Genomic DNA, 16,846 nt, shown 5'->3' with positions numbered 1-16,846 from the left:
CGGATACCTCCCGCGAACCGCGAAAATCGGCACGGAGGCATCAGAATGACCAAATCCCCCAATGGCACGCCGCTTGGCTTCGCCAATCCCGGGTCGGCGGAAGACAAGGGCCCGCCGGCCAAGGTGCCCACTCCCAGGGTCTATGACTTCACCGGCGACAAGAAGCCCGTCATCCCGGACGAGGACCGCCCGCACCTGAAGAAGGGCGGCGGCGACGGCCACGGCAGCCTGCCGACACCGCCGGTCTACGATTACAACAAGAAGCAGGCCTGACGCGCCCCCGCTCCTTTCGGGGGACGACAGCGATCGTCTGTGGTAGAACGTGACGTCCGGCAGTTTCCGCCAGGAAGGCCGGGCCCTATCGCCACAGGTGCAGTTGTCGCGTGGAAGGTCCCGATGAAGCTTCGCATGTCGCCCCGGATCAGCGTTCTGACCCTTGCCGCCGCCGCCTCGGTGGCCCTGGCGCTTGGCGCCGCCACCACCGCCCAGCCGGTCGCCGCGCAAGGGGCGGCCAAGGGGGCCATCGGCACGTCCAAGGTCATCAAGTCCATGCCGCCGGCCGTCACCACCAAGGCCTGGACGGTGCGCGAGTTCGCCGATGCGCAGGTCGGGTCGGTGTTCGAGGACGCCGAGACCGGCAAGCTATTCACCATCGTCTCGGTCCAGGGCGAAAGCGTGACCTTCGTGATCAGCCAGGGCGACGAGCAGGAGATTTTCGCCCTGCCCCTGATCTGGGCCGGCACGCAGAAGACCGGCGAGGGCTTCCGCACCGGCGACAGCTATGGAATCCTGCTGGAAGACGGACGGCTGCAGATGTACGTCCGCGCCATGAAGGGCAAGTAAGGCCCCGGGTCCAAGGGGCGGACCCTTTGCCCCTTCCCACCCACATCCCGCCATCGACAGCCCACCGGCCGGCACACTGCCGGCGGGTCGTCGACACGGGCCGCGCGGCATTCGGGCCGGTGTGGCCGCGACATTATGCGGCACGGCGGGCCGCGCCTGCGGGCCGCCTGCACCTGCATTTCAGACGATGACGACCAGACCGCGCCGCACCGGTCGGACGCCGCCCCGCCGGTGGGTCAGTTTCCGGCCAGCGCCGCCGGACGCGAGACGCGCGCGAGGTCCTGCTCGGGCGGGACCACGATGCAGGCCATGCGGTTGACGCGCAGGAAGTTGCAGGCCTCGCGGGCCTCCCCTTCGTCCATGCCCATGACGCGGGCGCGGTAGATGGTGTCACCCGTGTCCTTCATGGTGGCGATCTTGGGATGGCTGCCCTCGATGGAGGGACGCAGCCGGTCCGCCGCCTCCGACGCCTTGGTCTGGGCCGAGGCGTAGCGGCTGAAGGCGCCCACCTGCACGCCCCACTGGCCCACGGTCGGGTCGCCCGTCTGCGCCGGGTCGGCGGAGCCCTGGGCTTCCGGCGCGGCGGGCGCGGCGGAGGCCAGCGCCGTCGGGCGGGTCACCAGCGGCTTGGGTGCCGGCACGGCCGATGCCAGGGCGACGGCCTGGGTCGTCTCGGGCGTGCCCGGCACGGCCTGGACCGGCTTGGGCTGGGGCAGAGGCGTGCTCAGGGCCGCGACGGTCTTGGGATGCAGCTTGACGCTGCCATCGGCCAGCAGGATCGGCTTGCGGCCCGGCGGCGGGGCCACCACCGGGTCCAGGCGGTTGGCCAGCACGAAGCCCTCGTCCAGCAGGTCGATCATGTGGTTGTCGCGCCAACGCGAGGTCTTGCCGCCGAACACCACACCGACGACACGGCGCCCGTTGCGCACCGCCGAGGCCGCCAGGTTGAAGCCCGAGGCCCGGATGTAGCCGGTCTTCAGGCCGTCGGCGCCGTCATAGCGGGTCAGGACGTGGTTGTGGGTGGTCAGCGTACGCCCCTTCCAGGTGACCCGGGTGGTCGAGAAATACGGATAATACTGGGGGAAATCGCGCATCAGGGCGCGCGCCAGGGTCGCCATGTCCTGGGCGGTGGACTTCTGGCCGCTGTTGGGCAGGCCGGACGCATTCTTGAAGGTGGTGCGCGACATCCCCAGGCTGTGCGCCTTTTCGGTCATGTCGATGGCGAACTTCCATTCCGAGCCGGAAATGGCCTCGCCGACGACCGTCGCGACGTCGTTGGCGGACTTGACCACCAGCACCTTGATGGCGGTTTCCACGGGAATGGTCTCGCCGACCTTCAACCCCAGCTTGGAGGGCGGCATGCCGGCGGCGCGCTCCGACACCGGCAGGCGGGTCTTGAGCGTCATCTTGCCGCGTTCGATCTGGTCGAACAGCATGTACAGCGTCATCATCTTGGTCAGCGACGCCGGGTACAGTTTCTGGTTCGCGTTGCGCGAATACAGAACGGCGCCCGTTTCGGCGTCGACCACGATGGATGCATAGCGCGCGACGGCATCCGCCGAGCCCGCGATAATGGTCATGCAAAAGATCAGCGCGACCGCCAGTGCCCTCATGCCTTCCCCCGGCTCTCGTTCTCTGCAACGCATCCCGGCGTTGGGTCTGCTACTCTGGCATACCCCGGTTAACCAAGAGTTTCCGCGGCACGACTCGATGATCAGCATAAACAGCTACCGAGTCGCTGTAAACCAAAGTGTGAAAAATCAACAGGATTCATCCCTATGCGTATGACTTGTCGGTGACACGGCGGCGCCGACGGCCGCCCCTGCCCCCGGCAAGCACCGCACGATGGGCGGACGGCCCGTGCTGCGGCGCACCATTTTTCCGTTTGACCAGTGGGGAATCCAGGCGCATAGTTCGGATGTTGCATCGCACAAAATCGGCCGGAAAGGAACGGCCGACCCCTTCGTGCGCCTTTCACCGGAAGTTCGGCCGTCGACGGCCGACCGCCCGGTGGTCACGGCGGCGCGAGCGGGGCCGTGCGGCGCGACAACCAGCATATTCGGCACCGGCGCGCGGATCGATCGCCGGGTGCCCTTCTCCGCGACCCAGGGAGCCCGATGACCATGACCACCGCCAAGACCACTCCGGCCAAGGCCGCCCCCGCCAAGACCTCCACCGCCGCCAAGACCCCGGCCCGCAAGCCCGCCGCCAAGGCCGCCGCGGCCAGCGATCCGAAGGCGAAGGCGGACGCTCCGGCGTCGGCTCCTGCTCAGGCGCCCAAGGCCGCCGCCGAGCCCGCCAAGACCCCGGCAGAGCCCGCCAAGGCGCCGGCGCAGGCCGCCAAGGTTGCCGACAAACCGGCCGGTGCGCCCGCCCCCAAGGCCGCCCCGGCCGAAAAGGCGCCCGAGCCGCCGAAGGTGCCCTCGGCCACGCAGGCGACCGAGGCCGCCAGCAAGCAGGCGCAGGAGACCGCCAAGGTGCTCGACGATGCCGTGGCCGTCGGCAAGAAGACCGTGGAGAACGTGGTCAAGGCCGGCACCGACACTGCCGCCAAGTCGTACGAGAAGGCCGTGGCCGTCAGCCGCACCCGCGTCGACGAGGCCGCCAAGACCACCGATGCCGCCATCAAGTCCTACGAGGACAACGTGTCCTTCCTGAAGGGCAACGTGGATGCGGCGCTGGCGTCGGGCACCACCATGGTCAACGGCATGCGTGACCTGACCAAGGTGATGCTCGCCCACGTGCACGAGCAGCTTGAGACCAACCTGGCCTACGGCAAGGCGGCGCTGGGCTGCCGCTCGGTCCACGACCTGATGGAGCTGAACCAGAAGACGCTGCAGTCCTCGGTCGAGGGCCTGGCGCAGACCTCCGGCAAGATGTCGGAAATGTCCGCCAAGACCGTCGAAGAGGCCGTTGCGCCGCTGACCGAGCGCGTCACCGTCGCCATGGACCGCATGGCCCAGGCGCAGCCGATCGCCCGCTGATCAGCGGCGAACGCCATACGGCGGGTGAGCAGCGCCGGCGCGCGCCGCTCAACCCGCCCGTCGAAACGGGGGTGCTCCGGCGGCTGCGGTCGCTGCGGCACCCTTTTTTCGTGGCGTGATTCCGACAAACGGGCCTCGGCGCACGACAATGAGAATTTCGCGCTGCCACTGGCTGCCGGATTCACGCGTACCTATATCAGCATCGGGTCTCCAACAGTGACCTTTGCCACCGCGCCCGCCCGTCCTATGATAATGGACAGACAGTGACAGTATCGGAGTGACGGACGCCACATGAGCGACCACGATCATGAACCGGACCGGCCGGGCGGGCCCAACACCAACGTCGTCATCAAGACCCGCCCGAAGACGAAAAAGCCGTCCATGTACAAGGTCTTGATGCTGAATGACGACTACACCCCCATGGAGTTCGTCGTTCACGTGCTTGAACGGTTCTTCGGCAAGAACCGGGAGGAGGCGACGCGGATCATGCTGCATGTGCACCAGCGGGGTGTGGGTGTGTGCGGCGTCTTCACCTACGAGGTGGCGGAGACGAAGGTGACCCAGGTGATGGATCTGGCGCGTCAGCACCAGCATCCACTGCAGTGCACCGTGGAAAAGGAATAGCCGCCCATGCTTTCGGCCAACCTGGAACAGACTCTACACAAGGCCCTGGCGCTGGCTGCCCAAAACCGGCATGAGTACGCCACGCTGGAGCACCTGCTCTTGGCGCTTGCCGACGACGCGGACGCGGTCGCGGTCATGCGCGCCTGCACCGTCGACGTCGATCGCCTGAAACGCGACGTGTCGGCCTTCGTGGAAAAGGAACTGTCCGGGTTGGTGACCGCGCGGGAGACCGACCCGAAGCCCACCGCCGGGTTCCAGCGGGTGGTCCAAAGGGCCGCCATCCACGTTCAAAGTTCCGGTCGCGAAGAAGTGACGGGCGCCAACGTGCTCGTGGCTCTCTTCAGCGAGCGGGAAAGCCACGCCGTCTACTTCCTGCAAAGCCAGGACATGAGCCGGCTGGATGCCGTCAACTACATCAGTCACGGTATCGCGAAGCGCCCCGGCTCGACCCAGTCGCGCCCCGTTTCCGGTGCCGAGGACGATGCACATGCGGAGGCGGTGGTGAAAAAGGGACGTGAAGCGCTCGACACCTACTGCGTCGACCTCAACAAGAAGGCCGCCGAGGGTCGCATCGACCCGCTGATCGGGCGTGACCTGGAGGTCGAACGCACCATCCAGATCCTTTGCCGGCGCACCAAGAACAACCCGCTGTACGTGGGCGACCCGGGTGTCGGCAAGACCGCCATCGCCGAGGGCCTTGCCAAGCGCATCGTCGAGGGCGAGGTGCCCGATGTCCTGAAGGACGCCACCATCTTCGCGCTCGACATGGGCTCGCTGCTGGCCGGCACCCGCTACCGCGGCGACTTCGAGGAACGTCTGAAGGCCGTCGTCGCGGAACTGGAGGCGCTGGACGGCGCCGTCCTGTTCATCGACGAGATCCACACCGTCATCGGCGCCGGCGCGACCTCGGGCGGCAGCATGGATGCCTCCAACCTGCTCAAGCCGGCGCTGGCCCAGGGCACGCTGCGCTGCATCGGGTCCACCACCTACAAGGAATTCCGCAACCACTTCGAGAAGGACCGCGCGCTGGTGCGGCGCTTCCAGAAGATCGACGTGCCGGAGCCGTCGGTGGAGGATTCCGTCAAGATCCTGCGCGGCCTGAAGCCGTATTATGAGAAGCACCACGGCGTGAAGTACACGGTCGAAGCCATCCGCTCGGCGGTGGAGCTGTCGTCCAAGTACATCCACGACCGCAAGCTGCCCGACAAGGCCATCGACGTCATCGACGAGGTGGGCGCGGCCCGCAACCTGGTGCCCGAGACCAAGCGCAAGAAGACCGTCACGGTCAAGGACGTGGAGGACATCGTCGCGAAGATCGCGCGCATCCCGCCCAAGTCCGTCAGCCGCGACGACCAGGAGGCCCTGCGCAGCCTGGAGCGCGACCTGAAGACCATGGTCTTCGGCCAGGACAAGGCCATCGACATGCTGGCCAGCTCCATCAAGCTGGCGCGTGCCGGCCTGCGCGAGCCCGACAAGCCCATCGGCAACTACCTGTTCTCCGGCCCCACCGGCGTCGGCAAGACGGAAGTCGCCCGCCAGCTGTCGCGCTCGCTGGGGATCGAGCTTCTGCGCTTCGACATGTCGGAGTACATGGAGCGTCATTCCGTCAGCCGCCTGATCGGTGCGCCGCCGGGCTACGTCGGCTTCGACCAGGGCGGCCTGCTGACCGACGGCGTCGACCAGAACCCGCACTGCGTGCTGCTGCTGGATGAGATCGAAAAGGCCCACCCGGACCTCTTCAATATCCTGCTGCAGGTCATGGACCACGGCAAGCTGACCGATCACAACGGCAAGACCATCGACTTCCGCAACGTGATCCTGATCATGACCACCAACGCCGGCGCGTCGGAAATGGCGAAGCCCGCCATCGGCTTCGGCCGAGAGGCGCGGCAGGGCGAGGACACCGAGGCCATCGAACGCATGTTCAGCCCCGAGTTCCGCAACCGCCTGGACGCCACTATCCCGTTCGCCAACCTGCAGACCGAGGTGGTCTCCAAGGTCGTCGACAAGTTCATCATGGAACTGGAGGCCCAGTTGGCCGACCGCGACGTGCAGATCGAACTGACCGACGAGGCCCGCAAGTGGCTCGCCACCCGCGGGTACGACACGGCCATGGGCGCCCGCCCGCTGGGCCGCGTCATCCAGGAGCACATCAAGCGCCCGCTGGCCGAGGAACTGCTGTTCGGCAAGCTGACGCTGGGTGGCGTGGTCAAGGTGCGCATCGAGGACGACACCCCCGTCTTCGACATCACCGAGCCGCCGCCGGCCTCGCGTAAGAAGGAAGAGGAAACGGTGGACTGACGTCCGCCGCCCGTTCGGTGCACCGCATTGGCCCCCGGCGCCTCGGCGTCGGGGGTTTTTCTTCGGGCGGCGGGCGACGTCACCGAGTTGCGCGGGGGGCCAGGTTGGGGCAGGCTGTCGCTCCCCTGTCGCCGAACGGAGCCCTTCATGCTGAACGACTGCCTTGCCGGGGTCCGGGTGCTGGATCTCAGCCAGTACATTCCCGGCCCCTATGCCACGCTGCTCATGGCGGACCTGGGGGCGGAGGTGGTCAAGGTGGAGCCGCCGGCCGGCGATCCCATGCGCGGCCTGCCGCCCTTGAAGGCCGACGGCACCTCGCACCTCTACGACGCCGTCAACAAGGGCAAGACCGTGGTGCGCCTGGACCTGAAACGCGAGGCGGACACGGACGTGCTCGCTGACCTGGTCAAGGGCGCCGACGTGCTGCTGGAAAGCTACCGGCCCGGCGTCATGGAGCGCCTCGGCTTCGGGTGGGATCGGCTGAAGGCGCTCAACCCGCGCCTGGTCCACTGCGCCCTGTCCGGCTTCGGCCAGACCGGGCCGCTCAGCCAGCGCGCCGGGCACGACAACACCTACATGGCGCTGGCCGGCGCCCTGCACGCCAGCGGCACCGGCGAGGAAGCCGCACCCGTCATGCCCTACCCGCCCTTTGCCGACCACGCCGGCGCCATGCAGGCGGTGATCGCCACGCTGGCCGCCCTGGTACGGCGCGGGCGCACGGGCCAAGGCGGCACGCTGGACGTCAGCATCTACGAAAGCGCGCTGACGCTGCAGTACCTCAACCACGTCACCGCCGCCACGCAGCCGGCGGAGCGCGGGCACGAGCTTCTCAATGGCGGGGCGGCGTATTACCGCGTCTACCGCTGTGCCGACGGCGCCTTCATGGCGCTGGGCGCCATCGAGCCCAAGTTCTGGGCGCTGTTCTGCGAAACCGTGGGACGACCGGACTGGATCGGCTGCCACGGCGACGCCTTCCCCCAGGGGGACCTGACGGCCGCCGTCGCGGCGCTGCTGGCCGAGCATCCGCGCGCCCACTGGCTCGAGGCCTTCGCCGGGGTGGACTGCTGTTTCGAGCCCGTGCTGACGCCCATGGAGGCCCTCACCCACCCTCACGCCGTCGCCCGTGGAATGGTGGCGCTGACGGCGGACGGCGGCGAGGCGCTGTTCCCCGCCCACGCCGACGGCGCCGCTCCGCCTGCCCGCAAGCCGCATATGGAGGCCGAAGCGGTGGCGGTGCGCGACGCCTGGATGCGGTAGTCGGAGGCCGCAGCCCTGCCCCTCCCGGCGCGTTGTGCCCTGAAGCACCAACGACAGGGAGAGGCACAAATGCCCTCGGCAAGCCATCGCAATGCGCTGGGCGCAGCCGTCCTGATGGGGCTGCTCGCGGCCTGCGCGCCCACGGACTACGAGCCCGCCGGTTCGCCCGGCGGGACCGGCTACTGGACGACGCAGGTTTCCCCCGACCGCTATCTGGTCAGCTTCGAGGGGAACGCCGCGACGTCGCGCGAGACCGTGGAAACGTACCTGCTGTTCCGCGCCGCTCAGGTCGCCGACCAAACGGGGCACCCCTGGTTTGCGCTGGTCGAGCATGAAACGGAGCGCGACGTGACCGTGGACGTCTACCGGACGCAGCCGGGCTTCTACGGCTATGGTCCCGGCCTGGGACCCTTGGGCGCCTACGGATTTCCCTATTACGGGACGTTCCCCTACCCCGCGGCCCCGACCGTGACGACGCGCGAGTCCTACGAGGCCTTCGCCGCCGTGCGGATGTTCGACACGCGGCCGGACGACCGTGACGACGCCTTCCGCACGGACGCCGTGATCGAGACGCTGCGCCCCCGGATCGAGTTCGAGTAGGAACCGGGGCGGCCGCTGCCGCCCTTACCGTTGCTCCAGCGTCATGTCCAGAGCGATGCCGCCGTTCTTGGCGGCGCGCACGGTCTTGCGGCTCTGCTTGGCGATGGGAATCTTGTTGCGCATGCAGTGGGAAATCAGCGCCGCGGCGATGAAGGGCTCGTCGATGGTGTGATAAAGCTGCTTGCCCTCGCGCGTCTGCATGTGCAGGCGCAGCTTGAGAGGCTGTTCATTTTCAACCTTGAAGTCGAGCACCGCGCCCTTGGGCATGGATGTTTCGGTTTGCAGGGCGAATTCCGAGACGGCCCGGGCCACCTCCACCTCGCTGTACAGCAGGCGCCGGATTTCCGTTGGCATGCTTTCCCTCTTTCCCACCGGCGCAACCCGTCGCGCGCCGCCTGTTTTTCTTGCTTACTTCAGGAATTACAGGAGTCGTCTCGCCGGTGCAATGCACCAAACGTCGCCGCGTGGTCATACATCGGACATTGCCGCAGCCTCCAGGTGGCGCTGAAGGTGAGGCTTGAGCTTCATGTCCTCCTGCAGGATATGGCGCGTCAGCCAGGTGTTGAGGATGGACAGCAACTCCTCGTAGCAGTCATGATCACTGCTCACGCCCCGCGCCTCCGCCGCCTGACGCCGGGCCTTGTAGGTCTTGTAGGCCTTCAGCAGCCAGGCCACCATGGCGCGGTGCTGTTCCTGGTGGGTCTGGCGCAGGGGATAGTTGATCTCCTGCTGAATGCGCTCCTCTCTGGCGAAATGGTCGCGCGTGTAGTCGGCCAGTTCCTGGAAGATCTGGTCCAGCGCCTCGAAACTGGCGCCGTTGCGTGTCATCTGCTCGAAGGTGTTCAGGATGTCGATGAGGCGCTTGTGGTCCTCGTCCAGGACTCTTGATCCGACGCTCATCTTGTCCCGCCATTGAATGGGCATCGCGGGCCTCCCGGTCCCCGTGAATCCGACGGTCCGGCAATGGTCGCATTCAAAGGGTCCGGTGGGAACCTCCCAGAGGTCATACATTATCCCGGCAGCACGCCGGGAGGTCGCGGCCCCGCAGGGCCAAGGTCGTAACGCCTTGGCAACGAGCCTGATGAGGCCTCAGTAGCCCTCCCACTGCGGCAGGGCTTCCAGTTCGTCCTCTGTCACGCCGGTGATGAAGGTGTCGTTCTGCGGCCCGATCTCCAGGCGTTCCAGCGGCACGATCACCTCGCGGTCCCCGATGTCGAGGAAGCCTTCCGTCTCCACCACGAAGCCCACGACGCGGTTCGAGGCATCGGCGAGGACGGCCGCGATCTCGCCGACCTGCTCCTCGCCGGGACCGTAGATGTCGAAGCCCGTGAGATCGCGGAAAACGTCCTCGTCCGCGCGCTCCCACCCCGCGGGCCAGACCACGCTGGTCTCGCCGGGTTCCACCGCCCGCAGGGCCTGGGCATCGATGGGCGCGGGCGCCTTGGCGGCCATTTTCGCAGGATCGGGGGCACCATCCCCCGCCGCACAGCCGGTGGCGGGGGCAGCCAGGACGAAGGCGGCGGCGGCGAGCAGGCGAGGCGTGTGGCGCATGGCGCGGCTCCTGGACATGGGAAGCGGGCATGGCGGCTGTCTTCACAAGAAACGGCCGGCGCGCCCCGGCGGGTTGCCGAACATGCGGGGTCCTGCCGCACCCCGTGCAACGGCCAAGCCAGCGCCGGTGTTGGCTGTTTACGGAAGAACCTGCGCGGACGCCGCTTCATGAGCCCATCCACGGCCCTTGTCGAGCAGCACAGGGACGACGGCGGCGCCGTTGTCACCGGCGGCGGCGCGTGGGTGATCGACTGCGCCCGGCAACTGGCCGATGCGCTGGCGGGCGTCGAGGCCAGGGGCGCGTCCGTCCGCTTCGACCTGTCCGGCGTCGAGCACCTGGACACCACCGGCGCCTGGCTTCTGGAGCGGGCGGCGCGGCGCCTGAAGGACGCGGGCGCCGCGGTGGACGTCTCGGGCCTGCGCGACGAACAGCAGGCGCTGCTGGACCATGTGCGCGAGTGCGCCGACGTGCCCGACGACACGCTCGAGATCGGACGCCGCAACCGTCCCTCGGCCCGGCAGCGGGCGGTCTCGGCCGTGCTTGCGCCGGGTCGTGCGGCGGCGACCGAGACACTGGATTTCCTGGAGTTCGTGGGCCTGACCATGATGGCCTTCGGACGCCTGTTCACCGGCCGGGCCAGGGTGCCCGTGGTCTCCGTCGTCCACCACATGCAGCAGGTGTGGATCAACGCCCTGCCCATCGTCGGCATCCTGACCTTCGTGGTCGGCGGGTCCTCGGCCTTCATGGTGGGCGCGCAGTTGCAGAAGTTCGAGGCGGAAATCTTCGTCATCAACATGATCGCGCTGGCCATGCTGCGCGAGATCGGCGTCATCGTCGCCGCCATCGTCGCCGCCGGCCGCTCGGGCAGCGCGTTTGCCGTCGAACTGGGAACCATGAAGACGCGCGAGGAGGTCAAGGCCATGCGCGCCATGGGCATCGACCCCATGGAAGCCCTGGTGCTGCCGCGCGTCATCGCCATCGTGCTCACCCTGCCCATGCTGGGCTTCTTCGGCGACGTGATGGGCATCATCGGCGGCGGGCTGGCGACCATCGCCTCCGTCGGGGTGACGCCGGAACTGTTCATGGAGCGCCTGAGCAACATCGCCAACCTGGAGATGTTCCTGGCCGGCTTCGTCAAGACGCCGGTCCTGGGCGCGACCATCGGCATCATCGGCTGCTGGCAGGGCATGCGGGTGGAAGGCGGGGTGGAGGCCATGGGGCGCCTGACCACCCGGGCAGTGGTGCAGGCACTGTTCCTGGTGCTGCTGCTCGACAGCCTGTTCACCGTATTCCTGAACCAGATGGGGCTCTAGGCGATGGGACACGCCAGCCGCGACCGGGCCAGCCAGGCGAAAGCGCACGGCGGGGACGACGGCAAGCGCCGGCCCGTCATCCGTGTGCGCGACCTGGAGCAGCGCTTCGGCGACCACCTGGTGTTCGAGGGGCTGGACCTCGACGTCTTCCCGCGCGAGGTGATGGGCATCGTCGGCGGGTCGGGCAGCGGCAAGTCCATCCTGCTGACCTCCATCATCGGCCTCCACACGCCCACGGGCGGCCGTGTGGAGGTGTTCGGCCAGGACATGACGGGGACGCCCCTGCGCGAGCGCCACGGCATCCAGCGCCGCTGGGGCGTGCTGTTCCAGAGCGACGCCCTGTTCTCCAACCTGACCGTGATGGAGAACATCGTCCGCGTGATGAAGGAACACCACGACCTGCCCCACCGCCTGGCGTCGGAAGTGGCGGCGCTGAAGGTGGACATGGTCGGCCTGGAGCCCGAGGCCGCCTGGAAGTATCCGTCGGAGCTGTCGGGCGGCATGCGCAAGAAGGCGGGACTGGCCCGCGCCCTGGCCCTGGACCCGGAACTTCTGGTGCTGGACGAGCCGACGGCGGGGCTGGACCCCATCGCCGCCGCCAACTTCCGCCAGCTCCTGCTGCAACTGCGCCGAACCCTGTCGCTGACGGTCTTCCTGGTCACCCACGACCTGGACCTGCTGCACGAGGTCTGCGACCGCGTCGCCATCCTGGCCGAGCAGCGGTTCCTGGAGGTCGGCCCGGTGGACGAGGTGTCGCGCGCCGACCACCCCTTCATCCAGCGTTTCTTCAAGAGCGAACCCGAGCCCGGCAAGGGCGGGCGTGCCGAAAAGGAGTGACGACCATGGAATCCAAGGCGCATCCGCTGCTGGTGGGCATCTTCACGGTGGTCTTCATCCTGGGCATGCTGACCTTCGTCGCATGGCTGGTGAACCTGGGCCTGGGCGAGGACCGCACGCGCTATCAGGTGGTGTTCGAGCAGTCCGTCGCGGGCATCAACGAGGGCACGGCCGTGCGCGTCAAAGGCATCGACGTCGGCAAGGTGGAACGCCTGCGCCTGGGCGTGGAAAACCCGACGCGCGTGCCGGTGGTCATCGGCGTGCGGTCCGACCTGCCGGTGTCGCAGGACGCCTACGTCACCGTCGAATCCATGGGCATCACCGGCGCCACCTATCTGGCCCTGCATCCCGGCGAGGCCGGCGGCCCGCAGCTGACGGCGGCGGAAGGCCAGCAGATGGCGACCATCGCCACCCGACCCTCGGGCGGCCTGAGTGCCATCATGGACACCCTTCCCAAGGTCGCCAGCGACCTGCGGGCGACCGTGGACCGCGTCGCCGAGGTGCTGGACGAGGAGCGCATGGCGCAGGTCGACCGCATCCTGAACAACATCGCCGAAACCACCGAGGCCGCGCCCGGCATCCTGCGCGAGGCCCGCATTGCGCTCCGCGACGCGCAGGGCGCGCTGGTCACCGGCGAGCAGGCGGCGGCGGAAGCGCGGCGAACCTTCCGCAGCGCCGACGCTTTGATCGAGGGCGAAATTTCCGAGACCGTGGCGGAAGCGCGGGGTGCTGCGTCGTCGCTGCAGGCCGCCGCCAACCGGCTGGAGCGCACGCTGCGCCAGACCGGCCCCGACGTCGGCGAGTTCGCGTCGGAGGGGCTGACGGAAATCCGGTACCTGGTCAGCGAGTCCCGCCGCATGGTGGATGAACTGACCCAACTCGCCGACCGTTTGCAGGACAACCCCAACGCCCTCGTGTTCGGCGAGGAGCCGTCCGAATTCGATCCGGAGGCCCAGTGATCCCATGACCCGCGCCGCCGCCGTCCGCCTGTCCAAAGCCCCCGTCCTGGCGCTGCTGGTGTTGGTGCTGGCGGGGTGCTCCAGCGTGATCCCCGGCGAGGGCGAGCGGCCGGAAACCTACCGCGTGACGGCGCCCGACGTCGCCGCCGCCTCCGCCGCGCCCGGCGCCCGGCTGGTGGTGGAGGCCCCCTCGGCGGCGCCCGGACTCGCCACCGACCGCATCGCCGTCTGGCGGGACCCCCGCCACCTGCAATACTACGCCGACAGCCGGTGGGTGGAAGACGCGCCCGAGATGGTCCGCGCCATCATGCTGGAGGCCTTCCGCTCCACCCGCGCCCTGGGCGCCGTCGGCCGGCGCTCGGTGGAACTCGACCCGACCCACCGCCTGCACACCCGCCTGTCGGACTTCGAATCCGGCTACGAGGCGGGCGCCGCCATCCCCACCGTCCGCGTCGAGATCGCCGCCGACCTGCTGGCGGAACCGGGCGGTGACGTCGTCGGCCAGACCACCGCCACCGCCCGCGCAACACCGGCGGACGAAAGCGTCGGCGCGGTCATTGCAGCCTTCGACGCGGCCACGCAGCGGGCCGTCTCCGACCTGGTGACGTGGACGGTCGAGACCATCGCACGCGGCCGGACGGGGGCATGATGGAGGACGGACCCGGCCTCGGCCGCGCCGTCGCCTTCGGCCTGATGGCGAGCGCCGCCTTTCCCATCGGCGTATTGATCGGCCTGTTCTGGACGCCGCCGCGCAAGATCGTCGCCGCCGTCATCGCCTTCGGCGCCGGCGTGCTGGTCTGCGCCCTGTCCTTCGAGTTGATGGAAGAGGCGTTCGAAACCGGCACCACGCTGTCCACCGTCGCCGGCTTCATGCTGGGAGCCTTGATCTATGTGGTGCTGGACCAGATCACCGACCGCATGGCGGCGAAAAGCTCGCCGAAGCGCGAGGGCACGGAGCCCTTCCAGGTGGACGAGGACGCACCGCCGCCCAAGACCGACGAGCAGGCGACCGTATCGGGCATCGCGGTGCTGATGGGCACGGCGCTGGACGGCATCCCCGAGAACGCCGCCATCGGTGTCGGCATTGCCGCCGAGGAAGGGCCGGGACTGGGCATCGTCCTGCTGGGGGCGGTGTTCCTGTCGAACCTGCCGGGCGCGATGTCGTCGACCATCGGCATGAAGCACGAGGGCCGGTCGGCGACCTACATCCTCACCGCCTGGGGTATCGTGGCGCTGGCCTGCGTCGCCTCGGTGATCCTGGGGTTCGAGCTTCTGGCCGGCATGCCCGACGCCTTCCAGAGCGCGCTTCTGGCGCTGGCGGCGGGCGGCATTCTGGCAATGCTGTCGGACACCATGTTTCCCGACGCCTTCCGCACCGGCGGCCCCTGGGTCGCCATGTCGACGGCGTCGGGCTTCGCGCTGGCATTCCTGCTCAGCCGCTACGCCGGCTGACCGCTGAAGGAAAGGGAGGACGCATGACACCGATGCTCAAGACCGTTCTGCTGACCCTGGTTGGCCTGACGGCGCCCGCCGTCGCGCTGGCGCAGGAAACAACCGACTCCGGCCTGAGCGAAAGCCCCGACAGCCCGGTGCTTTTGCTTCTGCTGATCGGCCTGATCGTTCTCGCCTTCCTGGGCGGCGGCCTGTGGGCCATGAAACGCCGGGCACGGAGAAAGGAGGGGGAGCGGGGGCGGTGAAGGACCGTTCGGCTTAAGGTGTGGGACAGAGTGGCTGAGACCGGCGGCGGACCCCTGCGGAAGCAGGACACTCCACGTCCGCCGCCAGGCGCCTTAACAACCGCTCGTCACCCGACCGTCGCCGCCACCTTGGCCGTCTTCCCCGCGTCCTCCAGGATCATGTCGCTGGCCTTTTCGGCGATCATAACGACCGGGCTGTTGGTGTTGCCGCTGGTGATGGTGGGCATGATGGAGGCATCGACCACCCGCAGTCCGTCGATCCCCCGCACCCGCAGGCGCTCGTCCACCACGGCGGTGTCGTCCTGGCCCATGCGGCAGGTGCCGACGGGATGGAAGATTGTCGTGGCGATGTCGCCCGCGCCCTTCCACAGGTCCTCTTCCGTCTGGTACTGCGGACCGGGCTTGAACTCCTCGGGCTTGTACTTCGCCAGCGCCGGCTGGGCCGCGATCTCGCGGGCGATCTTGACGCTTTTCGCCGCAATGCGCTTGTCGCCGTCCGTCGCCAGGTAGTTGGGGCGGATGGACGGCGAGGCGAAGGGATCGCCGCTCTTGATGGTCACTGCGCCGCGGCTCTCGGGCCTGAGGTTGCAGACACTGGCGGTGAAGGCCGGGAACGGGTGCAGCGGCTGCCCGAAAGCGTCCAGGCTGAGCGGCTGGACGTGGAACTGAAGATCAGGCGTCTCCAGCGCCGGGTCGGATTTCACGAAGGCCCCCAGTTGCGACGGCGCCATGGACATGGGGCCGCGCCGGAACAGCATGTATTCCAGGCCGATGCCCATCTTCCCCAGCAGCTTGCCGGCGCGCTCGTTCAGCGTCGGCACGCCCTGGACCTTGTAGGCGGTGCGGATCTGCAGATGATCCTGCAGGTTGCCGCCGACGTCGGGCATGTCACGCACCACGTCGATGCCGTACTCGCGCAGAAGGCCGCCCGGCCCCAGGCCTGACAGCTGCATGATCTGGGGGCTGCCGATGGCGCCGGCGGCCAGGATGACCTCGCCGGAGGCTTCCGCCAGCGCGTCCTCGCCGTCGATCTTCAGGTGAACGCCGGTCACGCGGCCGTCCTGGATACGCAGGCCGGAGGTGTGGGCGCCGGTGACCACGCGCAGGTTGGGCCGCTTCATGGCGGGTTTCAGGAACGCCTTGGCCGTGCTCACCCGCCAGCCCGAGCGCTGGTTGACGTGGAAGTAGCCCACGCCCTCGTTGTTGCCGGTGTTGAAGTCGTCTGACTTGGGCAAGCCCCACTGGTGGGCGGCCTCGCGGAAGGCGTCGAGGATTTCCCACTTCAGGCGCTGCTTTTCCACGCGCCACTCGCCGCCCGACTGGTGGAAGTCCCCCAGCTCGCAGGCGGCCTGATCCTCGCTGCGCTTGAAATAGGGCAGCACGTCGTCCCAGCCCCAGCCGGCATTGCCCATCTGGCGCCAGCCGTCGTAGTCGCGGGCCTGGCCGCGCATGTAGATCATGCCGTTGATGGACGAGCACCCGCCCAGAACCTTGCCGCGCGGATAGTTGAGCGCGCGGCCGTTCAGGCCGGGTTCGTTCTCGGTGGCGAACCCCCAGTCGGTGCGCGGGTTGCCCATGCAGTAGAGGTAGCCCACGGGAACGTGGATCCAGATGTAGTCGTCCTTGCCGCCCGCCTCCAGCAGCAGAACCGAGTGCCTGCCGTCCTTGCTGAGCCGGTTGGCGAGCACGCAGCCGGCCGAGCCGGCGCCGACGACCACGTAATCGAACGTCCCCAGATGCCTGGACATGGTTCCTCCCGTTGCCACTGTTCTTTTTTCACGCGCTGCCCGGCGCCGTTTCATGGGACTGTAGGCGTTGGAGGAAGCGAAAGCCAACCGAAACCAATGCGGCCCTGTCCGCGCGCCCCGGACAGGGGCCG

At 68.3% G+C, this 16,846-nt stretch carries 18 protein-coding genes; 13 read left to right on the top strand and 5 right to left on the bottom strand.

All coding sequences use genetic code 11. From position 1 onward, the window contains the following. Positions 1 to 45 precede the first annotated feature (45 nt). A complete protein-coding gene (locus tag C882_RS16395; protein WP_009541765.1) occupies positions 46 to 273 on the top strand; it encodes a hypothetical protein in 228 nt (75 codons plus the stop codon). A gap of 123 nt (positions 274 to 396) precedes the next feature. Beyond that, positions 397 to 843: a hypothetical protein gene (locus tag C882_RS16390; protein ID WP_009541764.1), complete on the top strand. Its 447-nt coding sequence runs from the start codon at positions 397 to 399 to the stop codon at positions 841 to 843. Positions 844 to 1,079: 236 nt separating this feature from the next. On the opposite strand, the gene C882_RS16385 is transcribed toward C882_RS16390, so the two are convergent. Next, entirely contained in the window at positions 1,080 to 2,423 is a 1,344-nt protein-coding gene (locus C882_RS16385; protein WP_201448383.1) for a D-alanyl-D-alanine carboxypeptidase, read from the bottom strand. A 543-nt stretch (positions 2,424 to 2,966) separates the two neighbouring features. Here C882_RS16385 and C882_RS23455 point away from each other — a divergent pair. The 5 genes from C882_RS23455 to C882_RS23450 all read left to right on the top strand — a co-directional run bounded on the left by C882_RS23455 (position 2,967) and on the right by C882_RS23450 (position 8,609). Next, positions 2,967 to 3,827: a phasin family protein gene (locus C882_RS23455; protein ID WP_152415374.1), complete on the top strand. Its 861-nt coding sequence runs from the start codon at positions 2,967 to 2,969 to the stop codon at positions 3,825 to 3,827. A gap of 291 nt (positions 3,828 to 4,118) precedes the next feature. Continuing rightward, positions 4,119 to 4,451, top strand: coding sequence for an ATP-dependent Clp protease adapter ClpS (gene clpS, locus C882_RS16370; RefSeq protein WP_009541761.1), 333 nt, complete (start codon positions 4,119 to 4,121; stop codon positions 4,449 to 4,451). A 6-nt stretch (positions 4,452 to 4,457) separates the two neighbouring features. Then, positions 4,458 to 6,752, top strand: coding sequence for an ATP-dependent Clp protease ATP-binding subunit ClpA (gene clpA, locus C882_RS16365; RefSeq protein ID WP_009541760.1), 2,295 nt, complete (start codon positions 4,458 to 4,460; stop codon positions 6,750 to 6,752). A gap of 147 nt (positions 6,753 to 6,899) precedes the next feature. Continuing rightward, entirely contained in the window at positions 6,900 to 8,009 is a 1,110-nt protein-coding gene (locus C882_RS16360) for a CaiB/BaiF CoA transferase family protein (RefSeq protein WP_009541759.1), read from the top strand. A gap of 69 nt (positions 8,010 to 8,078) precedes the next feature. Continuing rightward, the gene (locus C882_RS23450; RefSeq protein WP_009541758.1) at positions 8,079 to 8,609 is read left to right on the top strand and encodes a CC0125/CC1285 family lipoprotein; all 531 of its coding nucleotides are present in this window, start codon (positions 8,079 to 8,081) and stop codon (positions 8,607 to 8,609) included. 24 nt (positions 8,610 to 8,633) lie between these two features. On the opposite strand, the gene C882_RS16350 is transcribed toward C882_RS23450, so the two are convergent. The 3 genes from C882_RS16350 to C882_RS23445 form a co-directional block, all read right to left on the bottom strand. After that, positions 8,634 to 8,963, bottom strand: a complete 330-nt coding sequence (locus C882_RS16350) for a hypothetical protein (RefSeq protein ID WP_009541757.1) — start codon at positions 8,961 to 8,963, stop codon at positions 8,634 to 8,636. Positions 8,964 to 9,077: 114 nt separating this feature from the next. Next, complete coding sequence (locus C882_RS16345; protein ID WP_009541756.1) at positions 9,078 to 9,533, bottom strand: bacteriohemerythrin; 456 nt, start codon at positions 9,531 to 9,533, stop codon at positions 9,078 to 9,080. Positions 9,534 to 9,698: 165 nt separating this feature from the next. Next, positions 9,699 to 10,160, bottom strand: a complete 462-nt coding sequence (locus C882_RS23445; RefSeq protein ID WP_009541755.1) for a PRC-barrel domain-containing protein — start codon at positions 10,158 to 10,160, stop codon at positions 9,699 to 9,701. A gap of 168 nt (positions 10,161 to 10,328) precedes the next feature. Between C882_RS23445 and C882_RS16335 the strand changes: the two genes are divergently transcribed. The 6 genes from C882_RS16335 to C882_RS16310 are packed head-to-tail and all read left to right on the top strand — an operon-like array spanning position 10,329 to position 14,967. Further along, positions 10,329 to 11,474 carry an ABC transporter permease gene (locus C882_RS16335; protein ID WP_009541754.1) on the top strand — a complete coding sequence of 382 codons (1,146 nt, stop codon included), beginning with the start codon at positions 10,329 to 10,331 and terminating at the stop codon, positions 11,472 to 11,474. Positions 11,475 to 11,477: 3 nt separating this feature from the next. Then, complete coding sequence (locus C882_RS16330; protein ID WP_009541753.1) at positions 11,478 to 12,311, top strand: ABC transporter ATP-binding protein; 834 nt, start codon at positions 11,478 to 11,480, stop codon at positions 12,309 to 12,311. Positions 12,312 to 12,316: 5 nt separating this feature from the next. Then, the gene (locus C882_RS16325) at positions 12,317 to 13,270 is read left to right on the top strand and encodes an MlaD family protein (RefSeq protein WP_009541752.1); all 954 of its coding nucleotides are present in this window, start codon (positions 12,317 to 12,319) and stop codon (positions 13,268 to 13,270) included. Between the two features lie 4 nt (positions 13,271 to 13,274). Further along, a complete protein-coding gene (locus C882_RS16320; RefSeq protein ID WP_009541751.1) occupies positions 13,275 to 13,919 on the top strand; it encodes an ABC-type transport auxiliary lipoprotein family protein in 645 nt (214 codons plus the stop codon). Then, positions 13,916 to 14,722 (top strand): ZIP family metal transporter, encoded by an 807-nt coding sequence (locus C882_RS16315; RefSeq protein ID WP_009541750.1) that lies wholly within the window; start codon positions 13,916 to 13,918, stop codon positions 14,720 to 14,722. Before C882_RS16320 ends, C882_RS16315 begins: the two co-directional genes overlap by 4 nt. 23 nt (positions 14,723 to 14,745) lie before the next feature. Further along, a complete protein-coding gene (locus C882_RS16310) occupies positions 14,746 to 14,967 on the top strand; it encodes a hypothetical protein (protein ID WP_009541749.1) in 222 nt (73 codons plus the stop codon). 107 nt (positions 14,968 to 15,074) lie between these two features. Here C882_RS16310 and C882_RS16305 read toward each other — a convergent pair whose 3' ends face one another. Continuing rightward, entirely contained in the window at positions 15,075 to 16,715 is a 1,641-nt protein-coding gene (locus tag C882_RS16305; protein ID WP_009541748.1) for a GMC family oxidoreductase, read from the bottom strand. Positions 16,716 to 16,846: the final 131 nt, after the last annotated feature.

The organism is Caenispirillum salinarum AK4, assembly GCF_000315795.1.
In the GTDB taxonomy this organism is placed as follows: domain Bacteria; phylum Pseudomonadota; class Alphaproteobacteria; order Rhodospirillales; family Rhodospirillaceae; genus Caenispirillum; species Caenispirillum salinarum.
The sequence above is the reverse complement of the archived record's forward strand: the minus strand, read 5'-3'. Positions and strand labels throughout refer to the sequence as shown.

Bases quoted from the DNA above. Each gene is read 5' to 3' on its own strand.
- C882_RS16395 (WP_009541765.1), top strand. From the start codon at position 46: ATGACCAAATCCCCCAATGGCACGCCGCTTGGCTTCGCCAATCCCGGG.
- C882_RS16390 (WP_009541764.1), top strand. From the start codon at position 397: ATGAAGCTTCGCATGTCGCCCCGGATCAGCGTTCTGACCCTTGCCGCC.
- C882_RS16385 (WP_201448383.1), bottom strand. From the start codon at position 2,423: ATGACCATTATCGCGGGCTCGGCGGATGCCGTCGCGCGCTATGCATCC.
- C882_RS23455 (WP_152415374.1), top strand. From the start codon at position 2,967: ATGACCACCGCCAAGACCACTCCGGCCAAGGCCGCCCCCGCCAAGACC.
- clpS (WP_009541761.1), top strand. From the start codon at position 4,119: ATGAGCGACCACGATCATGAACCGGACCGGCCGGGCGGGCCCAACACC.
- clpA (WP_009541760.1), top strand. From the start codon at position 4,458: ATGCTTTCGGCCAACCTGGAACAGACTCTACACAAGGCCCTGGCGCTG.
- C882_RS16360 (WP_009541759.1), top strand. From the start codon at position 6,900: ATGCTGAACGACTGCCTTGCCGGGGTCCGGGTGCTGGATCTCAGCCAG.
- C882_RS23450 (WP_009541758.1), top strand. From the start codon at position 8,079: ATGCCCTCGGCAAGCCATCGCAATGCGCTGGGCGCAGCCGTCCTGATG.
- C882_RS16350 (WP_009541757.1), bottom strand. From the start codon at position 8,963: ATGCCAACGGAAATCCGGCGCCTGCTGTACAGCGAGGTGGAGGTGGCC.
- C882_RS16345 (WP_009541756.1), bottom strand. From the start codon at position 9,533: ATGCCCATTCAATGGCGGGACAAGATGAGCGTCGGATCAAGAGTCCTG.
- C882_RS23445 (WP_009541755.1), bottom strand. From the start codon at position 10,160: ATGCGCCACACGCCTCGCCTGCTCGCCGCCGCCGCCTTCGTCCTGGCT.
- C882_RS16335 (WP_009541754.1), top strand. From the start codon at position 10,329: ATGAGCCCATCCACGGCCCTTGTCGAGCAGCACAGGGACGACGGCGGC.
- C882_RS16330 (WP_009541753.1), top strand. From the start codon at position 11,478: ATGGGACACGCCAGCCGCGACCGGGCCAGCCAGGCGAAAGCGCACGGC.
- C882_RS16325 (WP_009541752.1), top strand. From the start codon at position 12,317: ATGGAATCCAAGGCGCATCCGCTGCTGGTGGGCATCTTCACGGTGGTC.
- C882_RS16320 (WP_009541751.1), top strand. From the start codon at position 13,275: ATGACCCGCGCCGCCGCCGTCCGCCTGTCCAAAGCCCCCGTCCTGGCG.
- C882_RS16315 (WP_009541750.1), top strand. From the start codon at position 13,916: ATGATGGAGGACGGACCCGGCCTCGGCCGCGCCGTCGCCTTCGGCCTG.
- C882_RS16310 (WP_009541749.1), top strand. From the start codon at position 14,746: ATGACACCGATGCTCAAGACCGTTCTGCTGACCCTGGTTGGCCTGACG.
- C882_RS16305 (WP_009541748.1), bottom strand. From the start codon at position 16,715: ATGTCCAGGCATCTGGGGACGTTCGATTACGTGGTCGTCGGCGCCGGC.